Raw genomic sequence first — 16,000 nt, 5'->3', positions numbered from 1 at the left:
TCGAGCGGTAACGCGAGAAGGACAAGGAATTCCAAGCCCACTAGAAAAGATGATCATTGGCAATGAGAACGATCAAGTGTCTTAAGGGCATTTGGTGGATGCCTTGGCATGCACAGGCGATGAAGGACGTGATACGCTGCGATAAGCCGTGGGGAGCTGCGAATAAGCTTTGATCCATGGATCTCCGAATGGGGGAACCCACCTTAAATACTTGGGAATGTTGCTGTGTCTTTGGCGCGGCAATGTTCCAAGTATTGAAATAAGGTATCTTCATCTGAATAAAATAGGGTGAAAGAAGCGAACGCAGGGAACTGAAACATCTAAGTACCTGTAGGAAAGGACATCAACCGAGACTCCGCAAGTAGTGGCGAGCGAACGCGGACCAGGCCAGTGGCAATGAAGAATAAAGCGGAACATTCTGGAAAGTTTGGCCGTAGCGGGTGATAGCCCCGTACGCGTAGAATGCTTCATTGTCCTAGAGTAGGGCGGGACACGTGAAATCCTGTTCGAACATGGGGAGACCACTCTCCAAGCCTAAGTACTCGTGCATGACCGATAGCGAACAAGTACCGTGAGGGAAAGGTGAAAAGCACCCCGACAAGGGGAGTGAAATAGAACCTGAAACCGGATGCCTACAAACAGTTGGAGGGGGCAACCCTGACAGCGTACCTTTTGTATAATGGGTCAACGACTTAGTGTAACATGCAAGCTTAAGCCGGTAGGTGTAGGCGTAGCGAAAGCGAGTCTGAATAGGGCGACCATAGTATGTTGCATTAGACCCGAAACCGAGTGATCTAGCCATGAGCAGGTTGAAGGTTGGGTAACACCAACTGGAGGACCGAACCCGCATCTGTTGCAATAGATTGGGATGACTTGTGGCTAGGGGTGAAAGGCCAATCAAACTCGGAGATAGCTGGTTCTCCGCGAAATCTATTTAGGTAGAGCGTCGAGCGAATACCCCCGGGGGTAGAGCACTGGATGGGCTATGGGGACTCACCGTCTTACTGATCCTAACCAAACTGCGAATACCGGGGAGTACTACTCGGCAGACACACGGCGGGTGCTAACGTCCGTCGTGAAGAGGGCAACAACCCTGACCTCCAGCTAAGGTCCCCAAGTCATGGCTAAGTGGGAAAGGATGTGAGGATCCCAAAACAACCAGGATGTTGGCTTAGAAGCAGCCATCATTTAAAGAAAGCGTAACAGCTCACTGGTCTAAATAAGGGTCTTTGCGCCGAAAATGTAACGGGGCTAAAGCCATGCACCGAAGCTGAGGATGTGGATTTATCCACGTGGTAGCGGAGCGTTCCGTAAGTCTGTGAAGGGATACCTGTGAGGGGTCCTGGAGATATCGGAAGTGCGAATGTTGACATGAGTAACGATAAAGGGGGTGAGAGACCCCCTCGCCGAAAGACCAAGGGTTCCTGCTTAAAGTTAATCTGAGCAGGGTTAGCCGGCCCCTAAGACGAGGCGGAAACGCGTAGTCGATGGGAATCACGTTAATATTCGTGGGCCTGGTGGTAGTGACGGATTGCGACTGTTGTACTGACTTATTGGATTGTCAGTGCTGCTTAGCGGTTCCAGGAAATAGCTCCACCGTATAGACCGTACCCGAAACCGACACAGGTGGTCAGGTAGAGTATACCAAGGCGCTTGAGAGAACTGCGTTGAAGGAACTCGGCAAATTGCACGCGTAACTTCGGAAGAAGCGTGACCCTTATTTACGCAAGTAGATGAGGGTGGCACAGACCAGGGGGTAGCGACTGTTTATCAAAAACACAGGGCTCTGCGAAGTCGCAAGACGACGTATAGGGTCTGACGCCTGCCCGGTGCTGGAAGGTTAAGAGGAGGGGTGCAAGCTCTGAATCGAAGCCCCAGTAAACGGCGGCCGTAACTATAACGGTCCTAAGGTAGCGAAATTCCTTGTCGGGTAAGTTCCGACCTGCACGAATGGCGTAACGACTTCCCCGCTGTCTCCAACGCAGACTCAGTGAAATTGAATTCCCCGTGAAGATGCGGGGTTCCTGCGGTCAGACGGAAAGACCCCGTGCACCTTTACTATAGCTTTACACTGGCATTCGCCAAGGCATGTGTAGGATAGGTGGTAGGCTTTGAAGCAGGGACGCCAGTTCTTGTGGAGCCATCCTTGAAATACCACCCTTATCTTCGTGGATGTCTAACCGCGGTCCGTCATCCGGATCCGGGACAGTGTATGGTGGGTAGTTTGACTGGGGCGGTCGCCTCCTAAAGAGTAACGGAGGCGCGCGATGGTGGGCTCAGACCGGTCGGAAATCGGTCGTCGAGTGCAATGGCATAAGCCCGCCTGACTGCGAGACTGACAAGTCGAGCAGAGACGAAAGTCGGTCATAGTGATCCGGTGGTCCCGCGTGGAAGGGCCATCGCTCAACGGATAAAAGGTACGCCGGGGATAACAGGCTGATGACCCCCAAGAGTCCATATCGACGGGGTTGTTTGGCACCTCGATGTCGGCTCATCGCATCCTGGGGCTGGAGCAGGTCCCAAGGGTTTGGCTGTTCGCCAATTAAAGCGGTACGTGAGCTGGGTTCAGAACGTCGTGAGACAGTTCGGTCCCTATCTGCCGTGGGTGTAGGAATATTGACAGGATCTGTCCCTAGTACGAGAGGACCGGGATGGACATATCTCTGGTGGACCTGTTGTCGCGCCAGCGGCATAGCAGGGTAGCTATATATGGAAGGGATAACCGCTGAAGGCATCTAAGCGGGAAACCCACCTGAAAACGAGTGTTCCCTATCAGAGCCGTGGAAGACGACCACGTTGATAGGCCGGGTGTGGACGTGCAGCAATGCATGAAGCTTACCGGTACTAATAGCTCGATCGGCTTGATCGTTCTCATTGATCAATGATCATCGACAAAAGATGATCATCTTGTCCTGACGCTGTCGCGGCTTTCGCCGCTACGCTCCGGACGGGCCGCGCCACAAGGCGCGACGGCCGTTCGGCCTTGCGAAGCTTCGCTTCGGCAAGTGCCAGACGGACAGGCCCAAACGCGATCAAAAATCCAGCTTCTCATGTTTTGCCCTTTGCCGACCTGGTGGTTATGGCGGGGCGGCCGCACCCGTTCCCATTCCGAACACGGCCGTGAAACGCCCCAGCGCCAATGGTACTTCGTCTCAAGACGCGGGAGAGTAGGTCGCTGCCAGGTCTGCAAAAGGCAAAACAAATCTTCTCATTCACAAACCCAAGGGCCTCATGCCCAAGACGAGGCCGCATCCAAAGCGGCCTTTTGCTTTTGAGGCAGACCGCACAGGTCCCAGAAATAACGAGGGGTGGAGCAGCCCCGTCCAACCGCAGGCCCAAAGGGCCGAGGACGGACAAACGAAACAACCGGGCATGCCAATCCCGGTTCATGTGGCAAAGATCCACAGTCGGCTCATCAATAACGCGGGGTGGAGCAGCCCGGTAGCTCGTCAGGCTCATAACCTGAAGGCCGCAGGTTCAAATCCTGCCCCCGCAACCAATAAAAAACCCGCCCCAAAGGCGGGTTTTTTATTGTCAACGCGTCGAGAATTTACGGATGCCAGGATACGTGGTTCCTTCTGGAACTGCCGGTCCGTCGTGAACGCATCCATTGGCTTGTCAGCTTCTGCGTGTCAGCGATAGACAGGGTGCTGATCCTTATCGAGCGGGTTAGAGTTTGGTACGATCCGACTTCGGATCGTACATCGGACGAATGGAGGCATCGGCGACGTAGCGCTTGCCGGCGATCTCGATCTCGTAGACCGATGCGAGAACCTGCTCCTCGGTTTCTCCCTTGCAAGGCACGTAGCCCATGCCGATGGCACCACCCAGGAAGTGACCGTAATTGCCGGAGGTGATGATCGAGACAATCTGTCCGTCGCGCACCAGAGCTTCGTTGTGGAACAACAGCGGTTCGGGATCGCGAAGCTTGAACTGAAGCAGGCGACGTTTGAGACCCTCCTCCTTCTTCCTGACAACAGAACCGGCTCCCCGGAGCCGGGCGTTCTCGGCCTCCGCCTCTCTCAACCGCTTCACCTGGTCGCCCTTCAGGCCGCAGTACTCGGACCGCCACCGGTAGTATGTAACTTCTGTCACGCCTATCGACCGGATCGCCTCCGCCATCGATTTCCCTGCGCATTCAGCACATCAACATGACGAAGCTTCGTGACGGTCTCTTCTGCCTTGTATCTTCTCGCTGCCATTTCAATGTCCTTCTGAAGCTCATAAGCCATTCTTCATGAAGGATCACTCTTCTGGGGGCATGTCAGTCGGAAGGATCGCGCCGCAACCCATTTAAATTTGACTGGGCGGTAGGGGGGGCACCCCTGCCCGATGAAAAAGGAAAGGCCGACCTTTCTCAAGCGAATGTCGCCTTGCCCATGCCAAGTGCGTTTCCAGTTTTCCGCGACGCGTTTTACATATACTGAAAGTGTACCGAACACTTTGATTGAAAAGCAGTATGCGTCTCCAATCGCCCTGGATTCCCAGGCTATCCGAAAACGGCCACAGCCCCGCCGATCGTCTCATGGAGGCCCTATCCGAGGATATCCTTGCGGGGTTGCTCAAGGGCGGTGATCGCCTTCCGGCGCATCGCGACCTCGCCTGGAAGCTCAATCTTGCCGTCGGAACCGTCACGAAAGCCTATGCCATGCTGGAACGGCGTGGTCAGGCACGCAGCGTGAAAGGCAGTGGCACCTTCGTTGCAGCATTTCAGGCGCACAAGGGACCGGCAATCGACTTCTCGGAAAACCGGCTGCCGGTCATGCTGAGCGATCGGCTGCTGGCGCGCACGCTGTCGACGATCTCGAAGAAGATAGATTCGGCCCATATCAATCTCTATCCGCCGCCGGCCGGGCATGACGAACATCGTCGCCTTCTCGGTCGCTGGCTCGAAGGCTTGGGGATTGTTGCCGAGCCGAAACGCATCATCCTGACCGGTAGCGGCCAGCAGGCGCTCTGGCTTGCGTTCGACATACTGTGCGGCGGTCGAGGCCTCATTATCACCGAGCGGCTGAGCTATGCGGGAGCAATTGCCTTGGCGCGGTACAGGGCCCATCCGATGCGAAGCGTAGAGATTGATGCCGAGGGCATGCTGCCCGGCGATCTGGAACGGGTGTTGCGTGAAGAACAAGACAGTCCCAGGCGCCGGCTCGTCTACCTGACCCCGACCCTCCACAATCCGACAACAGCCTCTATGGGTAAGGATCGCCGTGAGGCGATTGTCGATGTCTGTCGAAACTTCAACGTCCCCGTTGTCGAGGATGGTGTCTACACCCTGGGCCAAACCGCCGATCTCCCCCCTCTCGTCGCCCTGATGCCCGACAGCGTCTTTCATGTCACGAGCCTTTCCAAATCGCTGAGCCCTGGTTTGCGGCTTGGCGTTCTGGTGCTGCCTTCGGGTCGGGAAGGACAAGCGGAGGAGGCATTGCGAGCGCTCCCACTAACGTCGTCACCAGTCGACTATGCTCTGCTGGAGGAGTGGATCACCAGCGGTGTGATGGAATCCGTGCGCATGTCATTGCGTGCCGAGGCCCGAAAGCGCGCCACCCTCGCCAAGACACTGCTCCCAGATCGAGCGATTGTCTCTCATGAGGATGCATTTCATGTATGGCTGCCTATGCCTCACGCGGAAGCGGAGGCCTTCGCCCTGGCGGCGGAAGCGCTTGGAGTAGTGGTGACACCACCTGACGCAGTACGCACCGACCCCAATGACGACGCCACCGGAATTAGGCTCTGCCTTGGCGGTCCGACGCTAGAAGACCTGACGACTGGCCTGTCATTGCTTTCGCGCTTGAAGAACTGCCTATAGGCACGAGCGAGAGCCGCAGGGCTATGCGACTCTCGGCAGCGCTAGCTCACCAGCGAATACGCGCAGTTGCGATGACTTCCGCGCGATCTCCATATCGGCAAATGGAGAATTCGCAGTAAGCATATTTCTTGTCAAAGATATTGTTGGCGTTCAGCGCCAGCGTAAGGTTCTCATTGACGTCGTAGCTCACCATTGCATCCACGAGGGCGTAGCCAGGGATTTCGTCGGGGATACCCGATGCCTTGGTCGAGCCGGTGTAACGCACGCCACCACCGATGGTCAGGCCTTCCACGCCAAGCTGCGAAGCGTCATAGGTTAGCCAGAGTGCAGCCTGATGATAGGGCGTATTTTCACTGCGCTGACCGATCTGCGAGGCGTCTTCGCTCTTGGTGATGCGGGCGTCGGTATAGGCGTAGGAAGCGATCATGGTCAGGTCGTCCGTCAGATCGGCCTTGGCCTCCAGTTCAAAGCCGCGCGCCCTCTGCTGACCGATCTGGGTCAGGTCGCCGGCGAGATTGCGTGACACCACGTTGTCCTGCGTCAACTGGTAGACGGCGGCGCTGAACAGCATGTTCGTTCCGAGCGGCTGATATCGAATACCGGCTTCGAATTGCTCGCCCGTCATCGGCTTGAAGCTTAGATCATCGACATATTCCGCAACCGAGATCGGGAAGAACGACTGCGAATAGCTGAGATAAGGTGCGAGTCCGTTGTCCGCTTCATAAACGATGCCTGCCCTCCAGGTGGTCGCTTCCGATTTTCTGTCGGTCGAGCCGTCAACGGCATGATAGCTGAACTTCTGGTCTGCCCAGTCATGCCTTACACCCAACAGAACGTTCCAGCGTTCGTCAAAGGTGATCTGATCCTGAAGGTAGAGACCGTGCTGGATCGTATCCGTCTGGCCGCCACGATTTCGGCTCGGGTCACGGTCGACGACGATATCGGCACCATAAGCCGGATCATTCAGGTCGATTGACGACACGGCAGCGCGGAAATTGTCCGACGTATAGGTGGTGTCATAGAAATCGTAACCGGCCAGGAATTCGTGCGAGAGCGGACCGGTGTCGAGCCCGAACTGCACATTCATGTCGTGGGTGAAACCCTTGGCACGGTCATGTCGGTCGCTGTATTGGCGGGCCAGGATGCCGGTATTGGAGACGGCGTCGACTGCGGTGGCACTGGTCTGGGCCTGCAGGTAGCGCCAGTCGAGATCGGACTCGTAGTAGCGCGACTTTGCCGAAACGCGGATATCATTGTCGAAGCGGTGCGAGAATTCGTAGCCCAGCGCGCCCATGTTGCTGATCATGCGGTCATAGTCCGGTTCGCCTATGAAGGTGTCGCGGTCGAGGATGAACGGCCCATCACCGATCCCCTCGACAATCTGATAGGGCAGCGGAGCGGAAAAGCGCGTGCTGCTACGCTGGTAAAAGCCGAGCATGGTCAGCGTCGTGTCCTCATCCGGCTTCCATTCCAGGGCCGGAGCCACATAGATGCGGTCATCATTCACGTGGTCCACGCTCGTATCACTGTCGCGTCCAAGGAAGGTCAGCCGATAGGACAGAGTGTCCGTAATGGCGTCGCTGATATCGACTGTGGCCTGCTTGTGATTATACATGCCGCCTTCAAGCGTCACCTCCCGGAGGGGTTCCTCGGTCGGCCGCTTACTGACACCATTGACAAAGCCGCCGGGCGAGAGCTGACCATAGAGCACGGAGGCGGCACCGCGCACCACATCCACACGCTCGAAGCCGAAAGGTTCCTGCGCTCCGTCATAGGAATTGTTCTGAAGTCTCATGCCATCGCGCAGCAGGCCGCCGGTACCCGGCTCAACATCAAAGCCACGAATACGGAACCGGTCGGAGACGCGCGAGAACGAGCGCGGCTGCGCCGTGAAGCTTGGCGTGTAGGCAAGTGCTTCGGCAAGAGTGCGCACAGTGCGGTCCCGGATCTCTTCCGCCGAGACAACCGACAGAGACTGCGGTGTCTGCAGGATGGGCGTGTCCGTCTTGGTGCCACTTCCGCTGACTTTGGCAACATATCCGTCGATAGGTGCCGTGGCGCTGCGTTGACCGTCGGTCTGAACAACGATGGTGTCCAGCACTGTGCCGTCAGATCCGTCCTGAGCGAGGGCGTTGTTTGCCGAGATGGCCGCGAAGCCAAGGGCGCAAGGTATTGTCATGGGCAATGCTGACAACAGCGGCCAACTGTTAAAACCCGGCCTCAGATTCCGTTTCCTGCTCGCCATTTCCCCACTCCTGAATTCAAATTTCCAGACACGCATTTTCGTCCGAAATAAACATGACAAATATGCTCAACAAAGATAGTTTGTGGCTATCATGTGATTCACTTTTGATAAATATTTAAAGTGTCACAACACACTTATTGGGGATTCTCTCATCTTCCGTGAGTGCTACAGGCGCAACGGAGGAGCCGCTTCGAGGCCCTTTTTCACAGTTGGGACCAGGAGTTGCAGGTCATGCTCGAGATCAGGAAACTGGACGTCTATCGCGGCGGCGAGCAAGTCTTGCACGACATCACCCTGACCATTCCAGAAGGACAATTTACGGCGCTGATCGGACCAAACGGATCTGGCAAGTCTACCCTAATGGCCAGCATGGCCGGTGCCATGCCCGTGCAGGGGGCAGCGCTGCAGCTCCGATCAAAACCGACGGCGAACTATTCCAAACGTGAACTTGCGCGGCTGATCTCCTTCCTGCCCCAGCACGTTTACACGCCTCAGGGCATGAGCGTGCGAGAATTGCTGGTGCAGGGCCGTTTTCCCTGGCGACCCTGGTTAGGGGGTTGGTCCAAGAGCGATGAAGACGCCGTAGACCGGGCCGTTGCCTTGTGCGGTATCGGTCACCTGATGAGCCGATCACTGCAAAGCCTCTCCGGGGGCCAGTTGCAGCGAGCCTGGATTGCCATGACCCTGGCACAGGACACGCCTATAATCCTGCTTGACGAGCCGACGACTTTTCTCGACGTAGCAAACCAGCTCAGCCTGCTCGACCTCCTTCTGGTCCTCCGTGATACGGGGCGCACGGTTGTCGCGATCCTTCACGATCTCAACCAGGCGGCCCGCTACGCCGATTTCCTGGTCATGCTCAAGGACGGCCGCGTCGTGGCAGAGGGCGCAACCGGGACGGTGTTCCACGCAGCCAATATCGAAAACGTCTTTTCGGTGCGCTCACGCATGCTCAACGATCCCGAGACGGGAGCGATGGTGTGCGTTCCGACCTCGCTGGCACGATAGGTGCAGTCGTGTCTACACTCGGTCGCCTTTCACAGTTCTCTCTTCTTTTCTTACTGCTGGGCGTGGCTTCGCTTCTGCACTTGAAGCTCGGTGCACGCCCGCTCGAATGGGGTGTCGTCTGGGCGGCGCTGGTCGACTATACCCCGGCCGATGCACTGCATAACATCGTCGTCGAGATGCGATTGCCGCGCCTACTTGGCGCCATAACAGTAGGGTTGGCGCTTGGCCTTGCCGGAACGCTGATGCAGGCAATCAGCGAAAATCCGCTCGCCGATCCAGGCCTGATGGGCGTCAACAGCGGTGCCGCATTCTTTGTGGTGGCGGGGTTGCTGGTGATGCCGGGCACGACGATGGCGATGATCCCGTATCTGGCCTTTGCTGGCGCGATTGTGGCAGCCGGGATAGTTCTCCTCAATAGCGGCACCGACCCCAATCCGGTTCGCCTGGTCTTGTCAGGCGTAATGGTGGCCGCATTGTTCAGCGCGTTGACATCCGTGCTCCTCATCTTGGATCAGCAGGGCCTCGAAACCCTGCGGCGTTGGCTCGTCGGTTCACTCGCTTTCGACACCGCCGATGCCAGACGTGAGACACTGCCCTTTCTCGTTCTGGGCGGAGTGATTGCAGTCGTCAACATTCCGGCGTTGAACCTTCATCGCCTGGGCGCGCAATCGGCCATGCTTATGGGATTGCATGTCGGGCGTTTGCGGCTGACCTGTCTGCTCGCCATCGTTTTGCTGGCCGGATCGTCTGTTGCCATTGCCGGCCCCATCGGCTTCGTCGGGCTCGTTGCACCCCATATCGCCCGCATCCTTTTCGGAGGCGATAATCGCCTGCTTGTACCCTCGGCACCGCTCGTCGGTGCCTTGCTCGTGGTGATGGGGGACATTGCGTCGCGAACAGCGGTGCGTCCTCTCGAGATAAATACGGGCATCGTGACGGCACTGATCGGCGGGCCGATCTTCATTGCACTGGTTCTGGGTAGGGTCAGATGAGCTTTACCAATGCGCCTGTCCGGAAACGGACATCGATCCACCGATTCTCGAGCGGCCTTGCAATGCTCATGCTGACCGCAGGATTGCTCCTGCTTACAGCAGTTGGTGCACTCGTCCTCGGCACGTATCCAATGACCCTCAGCCAGGCCATTGGTGCGCTCGTCGGTCACGACAGCGGCACAGATGACATCCTGGCCGAGATCGTCTTCGACATTCGGCTGCCGCGCATCCTGCTTGCCATCTTCTCGGGCATGGCTCTGGCTCTGTCCGGCGTGATCCTGCAGGCCCTGACCCGCAACTCTCTTGCCGCCCCCGGGCTCGTTGGCGTCGAGGCAGGCGCCGGCATTACCGTACTTGCTGCACTCGTGCTCTGGCCGACAGCCCTGCCGGTAGAGCTCTATCCGATAGCCGCACTGATCGGAGGGATTCTTGTCGCTTTGCTGGTGGTCGCTCTCGCCTGGAACAGAGGGGTTGCGCCCTTGCGTCTGATTCTGGTCGGCGTTGGAGTGACGGCCATTTTGAGTGCTGTGGCTGACCTTCTGATTACCTACGGACGCATAGAGCAGGTCGAGTCCGCCCTTCTATGGCTGTCGGGAAGCCTGCACCGCGCCGGATGGGCCAATGTCCGCAGCCAGTTCCTCTGGCTTTTTTTGGCGAGCGGCCCTGTTCTCCTTCTTGCGCGCCAGTTCGACTTGTTTCAGCTCGGCAATGCAGTTGCCGAGACCCGCGGCCTCGATACCGGCCGCTTCCAGGCCATCGCGCTGTTGCTAAGTGTCATGCTAAGCGCGTCTGCGGTTGCCAATGTCGGGACGATGAGCTTCATCGGACTGCTCGCACCCCACGCGGCCCGATTGCTTGTGGGCGACCGGCATGGACTGCTCCTGCCCCTTGCGGGCCTGCTCGGTGCCTTCCTCGTGCTCGTCAGTGACACGATCGGCCGAACCGCGTTTGCACCGCTCCAGATCCCGGCCGGCCTCGTTGTCGCGGTGATTGGTGCACCTTATCTCCTGTTTCTGCTTTCCCGCAAAGGATCCGCCCGATGACCAGAACCGCCTCGGCCCTGTGTCTTATCTCCATGATCTGCGGCTTCGCCTTCCCGACGCTGGCAGCCGAGATGAGGAGCTTCTCCAATCAATTCGGCACGGTGGAGGTGCCCGTGGCACCGCGCTGCGTTGTCTCCTTGCATGACTTCAGCCTGACAACCCAACTCCTCGAACTGGGCATCGTGCCCTGTGGCTCAACTGGGCGAAAAAGACTGCTGGAGGACACTTTCTATCGCGGCGCGGCGCAACGATACGATACCGCAGCGATCCATTATATCGGCACGCATCAGGCACCGGATATCGAAACGATTGCCGCGCTGAAACCGGACCTGATCGTCGGCCTTTCCTATCATGCTGCCCTGCGCGACAAATTGTCGGCAATCGCTCCAGTGGTGCTGCTGCCGGTACGCGAGGAAGGCATCGTCTCCTACGCCGGCCAACTGGCCGACCTTGTTGGACGCACGCCGCGCTACAACGAGATGCGACGAGAATACGATGGCATTGTCGCCGCATTCCGGCGACGCGTCGCTAATCCTTCCCAGATCACGGTGACCCCCATGGAGATTTACCGCGACGGTTTCAGGATCATTGGCCGCGGCGGCATCGAGCAGGTCATCGCCGATTTCGGGCTTGGCCACATGCCCGCCTATGAGAACAGCTCCCGCAACATTCCCTATAGCCTGGAGCGGCTGTCAGATTTTGACAGTGACGTCATCATCGACACCTATGAGGAAATGCTGGGCGAAGAAGCTGAAACCCGTGCCTTTCGCGCGACGGCACAATGGCAAAACATGTATGCCGTGCGAAACCGGCAATTCCTGTACTTCGACCGCAGCCGCTATGGGGAGACCATGGAGGGGCTGATCGGCTCGGCAACCCTGCTTTTCTCCCACATCGGTGAGCGCCAGATATTGCGGCAGGAGACCAATTAGTCGACGGGTTCAGTCAGGGGCTTGAGCGAGACTGCACGCCGGCGCGCTACCTGATTGGTCTGCCCACCTGGCCTCAGGCTGCTGCGGCGGGTCGCGACCTCGAAAGTCTCCGCCTGCAGCCGGGTCAGCAACCGCTGTGAGGCCAGCGACGCAAAAACTTCGACTGCTCCCTCGCCTTCGCTACCTGACTTGTGGTCGAGAACAACCTTGTCTGCGAAACCGAGATCCTTCCGGAAGTACCGCGCCGCGCACTCGGCAACCTGGCTGATGGCGTCCAATTCCGGATTGCCACGATAAGCCGGCAGATAGAGTTCGTCGCGTTGAAGGCAGGCAAGGAAATCTGGCACTTCCCGTGGCTTCAGGCGCCCGTATCGCGCCCGTATCGGTAAGACGAGAATGGAGGCTGCGAAACGGCAGCCCCCGATATGGGTAGACTGAAGAACGCGAAAGACGGCAGGATTGGCGTGGGCCGGCAATGCCTTCCAAGTGGAAAAACCATAACGCGCGCAGCACGGGTCGTGCTTGGAATCCGTGCAGCAGAGGATCGTGATGCGGTCGTCACGTTCTCCCGAAAGTTCTTCGCCGGCTGCCAAACACATCAACTGCTTGGCAATGTCAGCGGAACCCACAGCGCGGATAATCGAACCATTGGCCGAGAGAGCAATGTCATCACCATCGACCAGCGCGACATGGATGCCGGCAAGGTTCACGGCCACTATGGCTTAGGCTATAGCGTCGTCCATGCCAAGGACTTGCGTACGCGGCACGCGCCAGCGACCACGCGGCCAGCGAAGAAGAACGTAGCGGCCGGCTGCACTACCAGTCCCAGGCACCGGCTCGCCAGCCACATCGGCTATGTCCCGCAGCGCGGATCGAGGACTGAGATGGCATGGAGGGAGGCTTAGCTCCTTAAGGTTTTGGCGCATTTGGGCCTTCTGTCTCGATGAACACCCGTGGCACGCTTTCATAGCCCATCTTTCTGGAGATACGCGGCTTGATCGCCGTTAAGCTGAAACCTTCCCTATGTAACGATTCCCCTAAGACCCTGCTAACGTCAGTGATACTTTCAGTTTGTATGCCTCCGTGAGCGTCCTGGGCAGTCTTCTTCGGATCGCTACAATTGCAATCTTTTAACGACTGTTTTCGGGGGAGGGCAGTGACGGCCTGTACCGCTGGAGTGAAGGCACTTTTTCTGCCATTATGGGAGGTCATGGCACTGTCCAGTTTTTTCCAGTTTGTGTTTACCTATTGCCAAACTGCTCTTGTCTCAAAAAAACGGGCGAAATTTTCAAGTCTCGGTGTCATCAGGCCCCGCAACCAATAAAAAACCCGCCCTAAAGGCGGGTTTTTTATTGTCAACGCGTCCAGAATTGAACCCCTCTTCACAGCCCGCAAATAGGCAAAGCCATCGTAGGGCCTATGGCGGTTCTGGACCCGGTTCGTCCAATGCAGGCAAAAGCTCTCACAAAGCTAAGACGTCGCTTCAACCATAACTCCTCCTCGGATAAGCCATGGGGCTTTCGCCTGATGGCTTGCTGCGCCGTCACTCCGGAAGAATGCGCACCGGTGTGCCCTTGTAGGCCGGCGTCTTCGAGTGCTTCTCGTGATAGGACAGCGGAACGAGCGGATTGAGCTCGGGGTAGTAGCCGGCGACGCATCCCGGCGGCAGATCGTAGGGGGTAACGGTCAGGCCGGAGACAGTCCGCTCTATGCCATCGTTGATGTCGCATGTCAGTGATACGGTCTGGCCTTCGTTAAGCCCCAGACGCAGCATCTCGTCGCGGTTGATCAGAACCACGTCGCGGCTTCCCTCAAGTCCGCGCAGCCGGTCCGAATAGCCGTAGATCGTCGTGTTGAACTGGTCGTTGGAGCGGAGCGTGATGAGGGTCATCCGGTCGGGAGCGGGCCCGGTGGCGCCGGCATCCTCGCCGAGGCTGGTGATCGTCGTCGGCGTCGTGAATTCCGCCTTGCCGCTTTCGGTGTCCCACTTGCGCTCGCGGGCCGAATTGCCGCGATAAAAGCCGCCCGGCTGGTGAAGCCGCGCGTTGAAATCGTGAAACTGGTCCGGATAGGTTTCGGCGATCAGATCGCGGATCAGGTCGTAGTTTGCGGTCCACTCATCCCACTGCAGCCTGGGATTTTCAGGGAGGGTTGCCTTGGCGATGCCGCAGACGATGGCGACCTCGGAAAGCAGGGCATCGCTTGGCGGCTCTGCATTGCCGATGGAGCCGTAGACGTGGCTGAGGGAATCCTCCATCGACACCGCCTGACGACCGGTCGCCTGCTTGTCGATATCGGTCCGGCCGAGACAGGGCAGGATGTAGGAGACGGCACCGGGTGTCAGGTGCGACCTGTTGAGCTTGGTGGCAACGCTGACGGTCAATTGAAGGCGCGGCCAGGCTTCTTCCATTCTTGTCCGGTCGGGCAGAGCCCGTACGAGATTGCCGCCAAGCGAGACCAGCGCCTTCACAGAACCGTCGAGAATGCCCTCGCAGGTCTCGACGGCATTGCGACCGTCTTCACGCGGGGCGGTGAAGTTGAACATCTCTTCGAGCTTGTCGAGCGGAATGCTCGCCGTCTTCTCGCCGATCCCGACCGTGCGCTGGCCCTGTACGTTGGAGTGGCCGCGAACCGGTGAGATGCCGGCGCCCGGGCGTCCCATATGGCCGCGCAGCAGAAGCAGGTTGACGAGCATTCCAAGGTTCAGCCAGCCGTTGACATGCTGCGTCAGGCCCATGCCGTAAATGCCGATAACCCTCGGAGAGGCGAGATAGATGTCCGCCGCTTCCGCGATCATGGCCCGGTCGAGGCCCGAATGCGCCTCGATGTCCGCCCATTGCATGGCTTCGACGGCCGCTCGCATCGACCGGAAACCCGTGGTTTCGTTGTCGATGAAAGGCCTGTCCAAGACGGTTCCGGGAGCCGCCTCCTCCGCGGCGAACACGCATTTCATCATTCCGGCCAGCACCGCGATATCACCGCCCGGCCGCACCTGGTAATACCGGCTGGAAATTTTCGTCGGCTTCCCCACTGTCATCTGGACGATGTTCTGCGGATTCACGAATTCGATCAGCCCGCGTTCGCGCAAGGGATTGAACGTGACGATCTTGCAGCCGCGGTCGACTGCCGCCTTCAGTTGATGCAGGAAGCGCGGGCTGTTCGTGCCGGTGTTCTGGCCGAAGAAGAAGATCGCATCGCACTTTTCGAAATCTTCCAGCGTGCAGGTGCCGACGGGCGTGCCGATAAAGGTCTTGAGATTAACGGATGTCGTCTCGTGGCACATGTTGGACGACTGCGGCAGGTTGTTGTTGCCGTAGACGCGGGCGAGGAGCGCGTAGAGATAGGAGGCTTCCAGGCCCGCATGGCCCGATGCGTAGAAGACGGTCTCTTTCGGGTCCAGCGCCGTCAGCTCTGCGCCGATCTCGCGAAAGGCTTCGTCCCATTCCACGGCAACATAGCGGTCGGCCGCTGCATCATAGCGCATCGGATGCGTCAGGCGGCCGGCATGTTCGAGATTGTGATCCGGCCAGGTTCTGAGTTCCGTCACGGTATGTTCGGAGAAAAAGGCGGGCGTGACACGCTTCGGCGTGATTTCCCAAAGCGTAGCCTTGGCGCCGTTTTCGCAGAATTCGAAGGTCTTTGGGTTTGCTGGCTTCGCCCACGCGCAGGAAGAGCACATCACGCCCTTCGGCTTGTTGAGTTTCGCGAGCACCTTGAGCGCCATGGGAGAGCTGCGCTCCTCGCCGTATATTCTCACCACGCCTTCCAGTGAACCCCAGCCGCCAGTTGCGTGTTCGTATTCGGGCGTTTCCGGATCATGCCCGACCGCGCTGTGCGACCTGCCTTCATCATTGTCGTTCATTGCCATTTTCTCCTCATGCTCCCGGCGACATCGAAGGACAGAGATTTCCGCAGACGGTCGCATGCAGCTGCAAATCCATTGTCGGGAGTTCGACAGGAAAACGCCGGGC

The 16,000-nt window shown here is 58.1% G+C and carries 8 protein-coding genes, 1 tRNA gene, 2 rRNA genes and 2 pseudogenes; 8 read left to right on the top strand and 5 right to left on the bottom strand.

Annotation, left to right across the window (positions count from 1 at the left end; genetic code table 11):
* The first annotated feature begins 70 nt into the window (after window positions 1–70).
* From ACU5AY_RS17300 to ACU5AY_RS17290, 3 genes are all read left to right on the top strand, one after another.
* Window positions 71–2,869: ribosomal RNA gene (locus tag ACU5AY_RS17300) — 23S ribosomal RNA — on the top strand.
* 200 nt (window positions 2,870–3,069) lie between these two features.
* Window positions 3,070–3,184 (top strand): 5S ribosomal RNA (gene rrf, locus ACU5AY_RS17295).
* A gap of 238 nt (window positions 3,185–3,422) precedes the next feature.
* Window positions 3,423–3,499: transfer RNA gene (locus tag ACU5AY_RS17290), tRNA-Met, on the top strand.
* A gap of 170 nt (window positions 3,500–3,669) precedes the next feature.
* Here the strand turns inward: ACU5AY_RS17290 and ACU5AY_RS17285 are convergent.
* Window positions 3,670–3,990 (bottom strand): annotated as a pseudogene (locus ACU5AY_RS17285) (glycine cleavage T C-terminal barrel domain-containing protein); the annotation flags it as partial.
* Window positions 3,985–4,202: pseudogene (locus ACU5AY_RS17280) on the bottom strand (transposase); the annotation flags it as partial. The pseudogenes ACU5AY_RS17285 and ACU5AY_RS17280, both read right to left, overlap by 6 nt.
* Window positions 4,203–4,459: 257 nt before the next feature.
* On the opposite strand from ACU5AY_RS17280, the gene ACU5AY_RS17275 reads away from it, so the two are divergent.
* Complete coding sequence (locus ACU5AY_RS17275; RefSeq protein ID WP_446827132.1) at window positions 4,460–5,809, top strand: aminotransferase-like domain-containing protein; 1,350 nt, start codon at window positions 4,460–4,462, stop codon at window positions 5,807–5,809.
* 46 nt (window positions 5,810–5,855) lie between these two features.
* On the opposite strand, the gene ACU5AY_RS17270 is transcribed toward ACU5AY_RS17275, so the two are convergent.
* Window positions 5,856–8,054 (bottom strand): TonB-dependent siderophore receptor, encoded by a 2,199-nt coding sequence (locus tag ACU5AY_RS17270; protein ID WP_446827131.1) that lies wholly within the window; start codon window positions 8,052–8,054, stop codon window positions 5,856–5,858.
* Window positions 8,055–8,285: 231 nt separating this feature from the next.
* Between ACU5AY_RS17270 and ACU5AY_RS17265 the strand changes: the two genes are divergently transcribed.
* The 4 genes from ACU5AY_RS17265 to ACU5AY_RS17250 are packed head-to-tail and all read left to right on the top strand — an operon-like array spanning window position 8,286 to window position 12,029.
* Complete coding sequence (locus tag ACU5AY_RS17265) at window positions 8,286–9,062, top strand: ABC transporter ATP-binding protein (protein ID WP_446827130.1); 777 nt, start codon at window positions 8,286–8,288, stop codon at window positions 9,060–9,062.
* A gap of 8 nt (window positions 9,063–9,070) precedes the next feature.
* Complete coding sequence (locus ACU5AY_RS17260) at window positions 9,071–10,054, top strand: FecCD family ABC transporter permease (RefSeq protein WP_446827129.1); 984 nt, start codon at window positions 9,071–9,073, stop codon at window positions 10,052–10,054.
* The gene (locus ACU5AY_RS17255; RefSeq protein WP_446827128.1) at window positions 10,051–11,097 is read left to right on the top strand and encodes a FecCD family ABC transporter permease; all 1,047 of its coding nucleotides are present in this window, start codon (window positions 10,051–10,053) and stop codon (window positions 11,095–11,097) included. The genes ACU5AY_RS17260 and ACU5AY_RS17255 overlap by 4 nt, the downstream gene beginning before the upstream one ends.
* Complete coding sequence (locus tag ACU5AY_RS17250) at window positions 11,094–12,029, top strand: ABC transporter substrate-binding protein (RefSeq protein WP_446827127.1); 936 nt, start codon at window positions 11,094–11,096, stop codon at window positions 12,027–12,029. Before ACU5AY_RS17255 ends, ACU5AY_RS17250 begins: the two co-directional genes overlap by 4 nt.
* On the opposite strand, the gene ACU5AY_RS17245 is transcribed toward ACU5AY_RS17250, so the two are convergent.
* On the bottom strand, window positions 12,026–12,739 hold the full coding sequence (locus tag ACU5AY_RS17245) for a sucrase ferredoxin (protein ID WP_446827126.1): 714 nt from the start codon (window positions 12,737–12,739) through the stop codon (window positions 12,026–12,028). The genes ACU5AY_RS17250 and ACU5AY_RS17245 overlap by 4 nt on opposite strands.
* 833 nt (window positions 12,740–13,572) lie before the next feature.
* Window positions 13,573–15,897: an FdhF/YdeP family oxidoreductase gene (locus ACU5AY_RS17240; RefSeq protein ID WP_446827125.1), complete on the bottom strand. Its 2,325-nt coding sequence runs from the start codon at window positions 15,895–15,897 to the stop codon at window positions 13,573–13,575.
* Window positions 15,898–16,000: the final 103 nt, after the last annotated feature.

The organism is Rhizobium sp. PAMB 3174 (assembly GCF_052908375.1).
The sequence above is the reverse complement of the archived record's forward strand: the minus strand, read 5'-3'. Positions and strand labels throughout refer to the sequence as shown.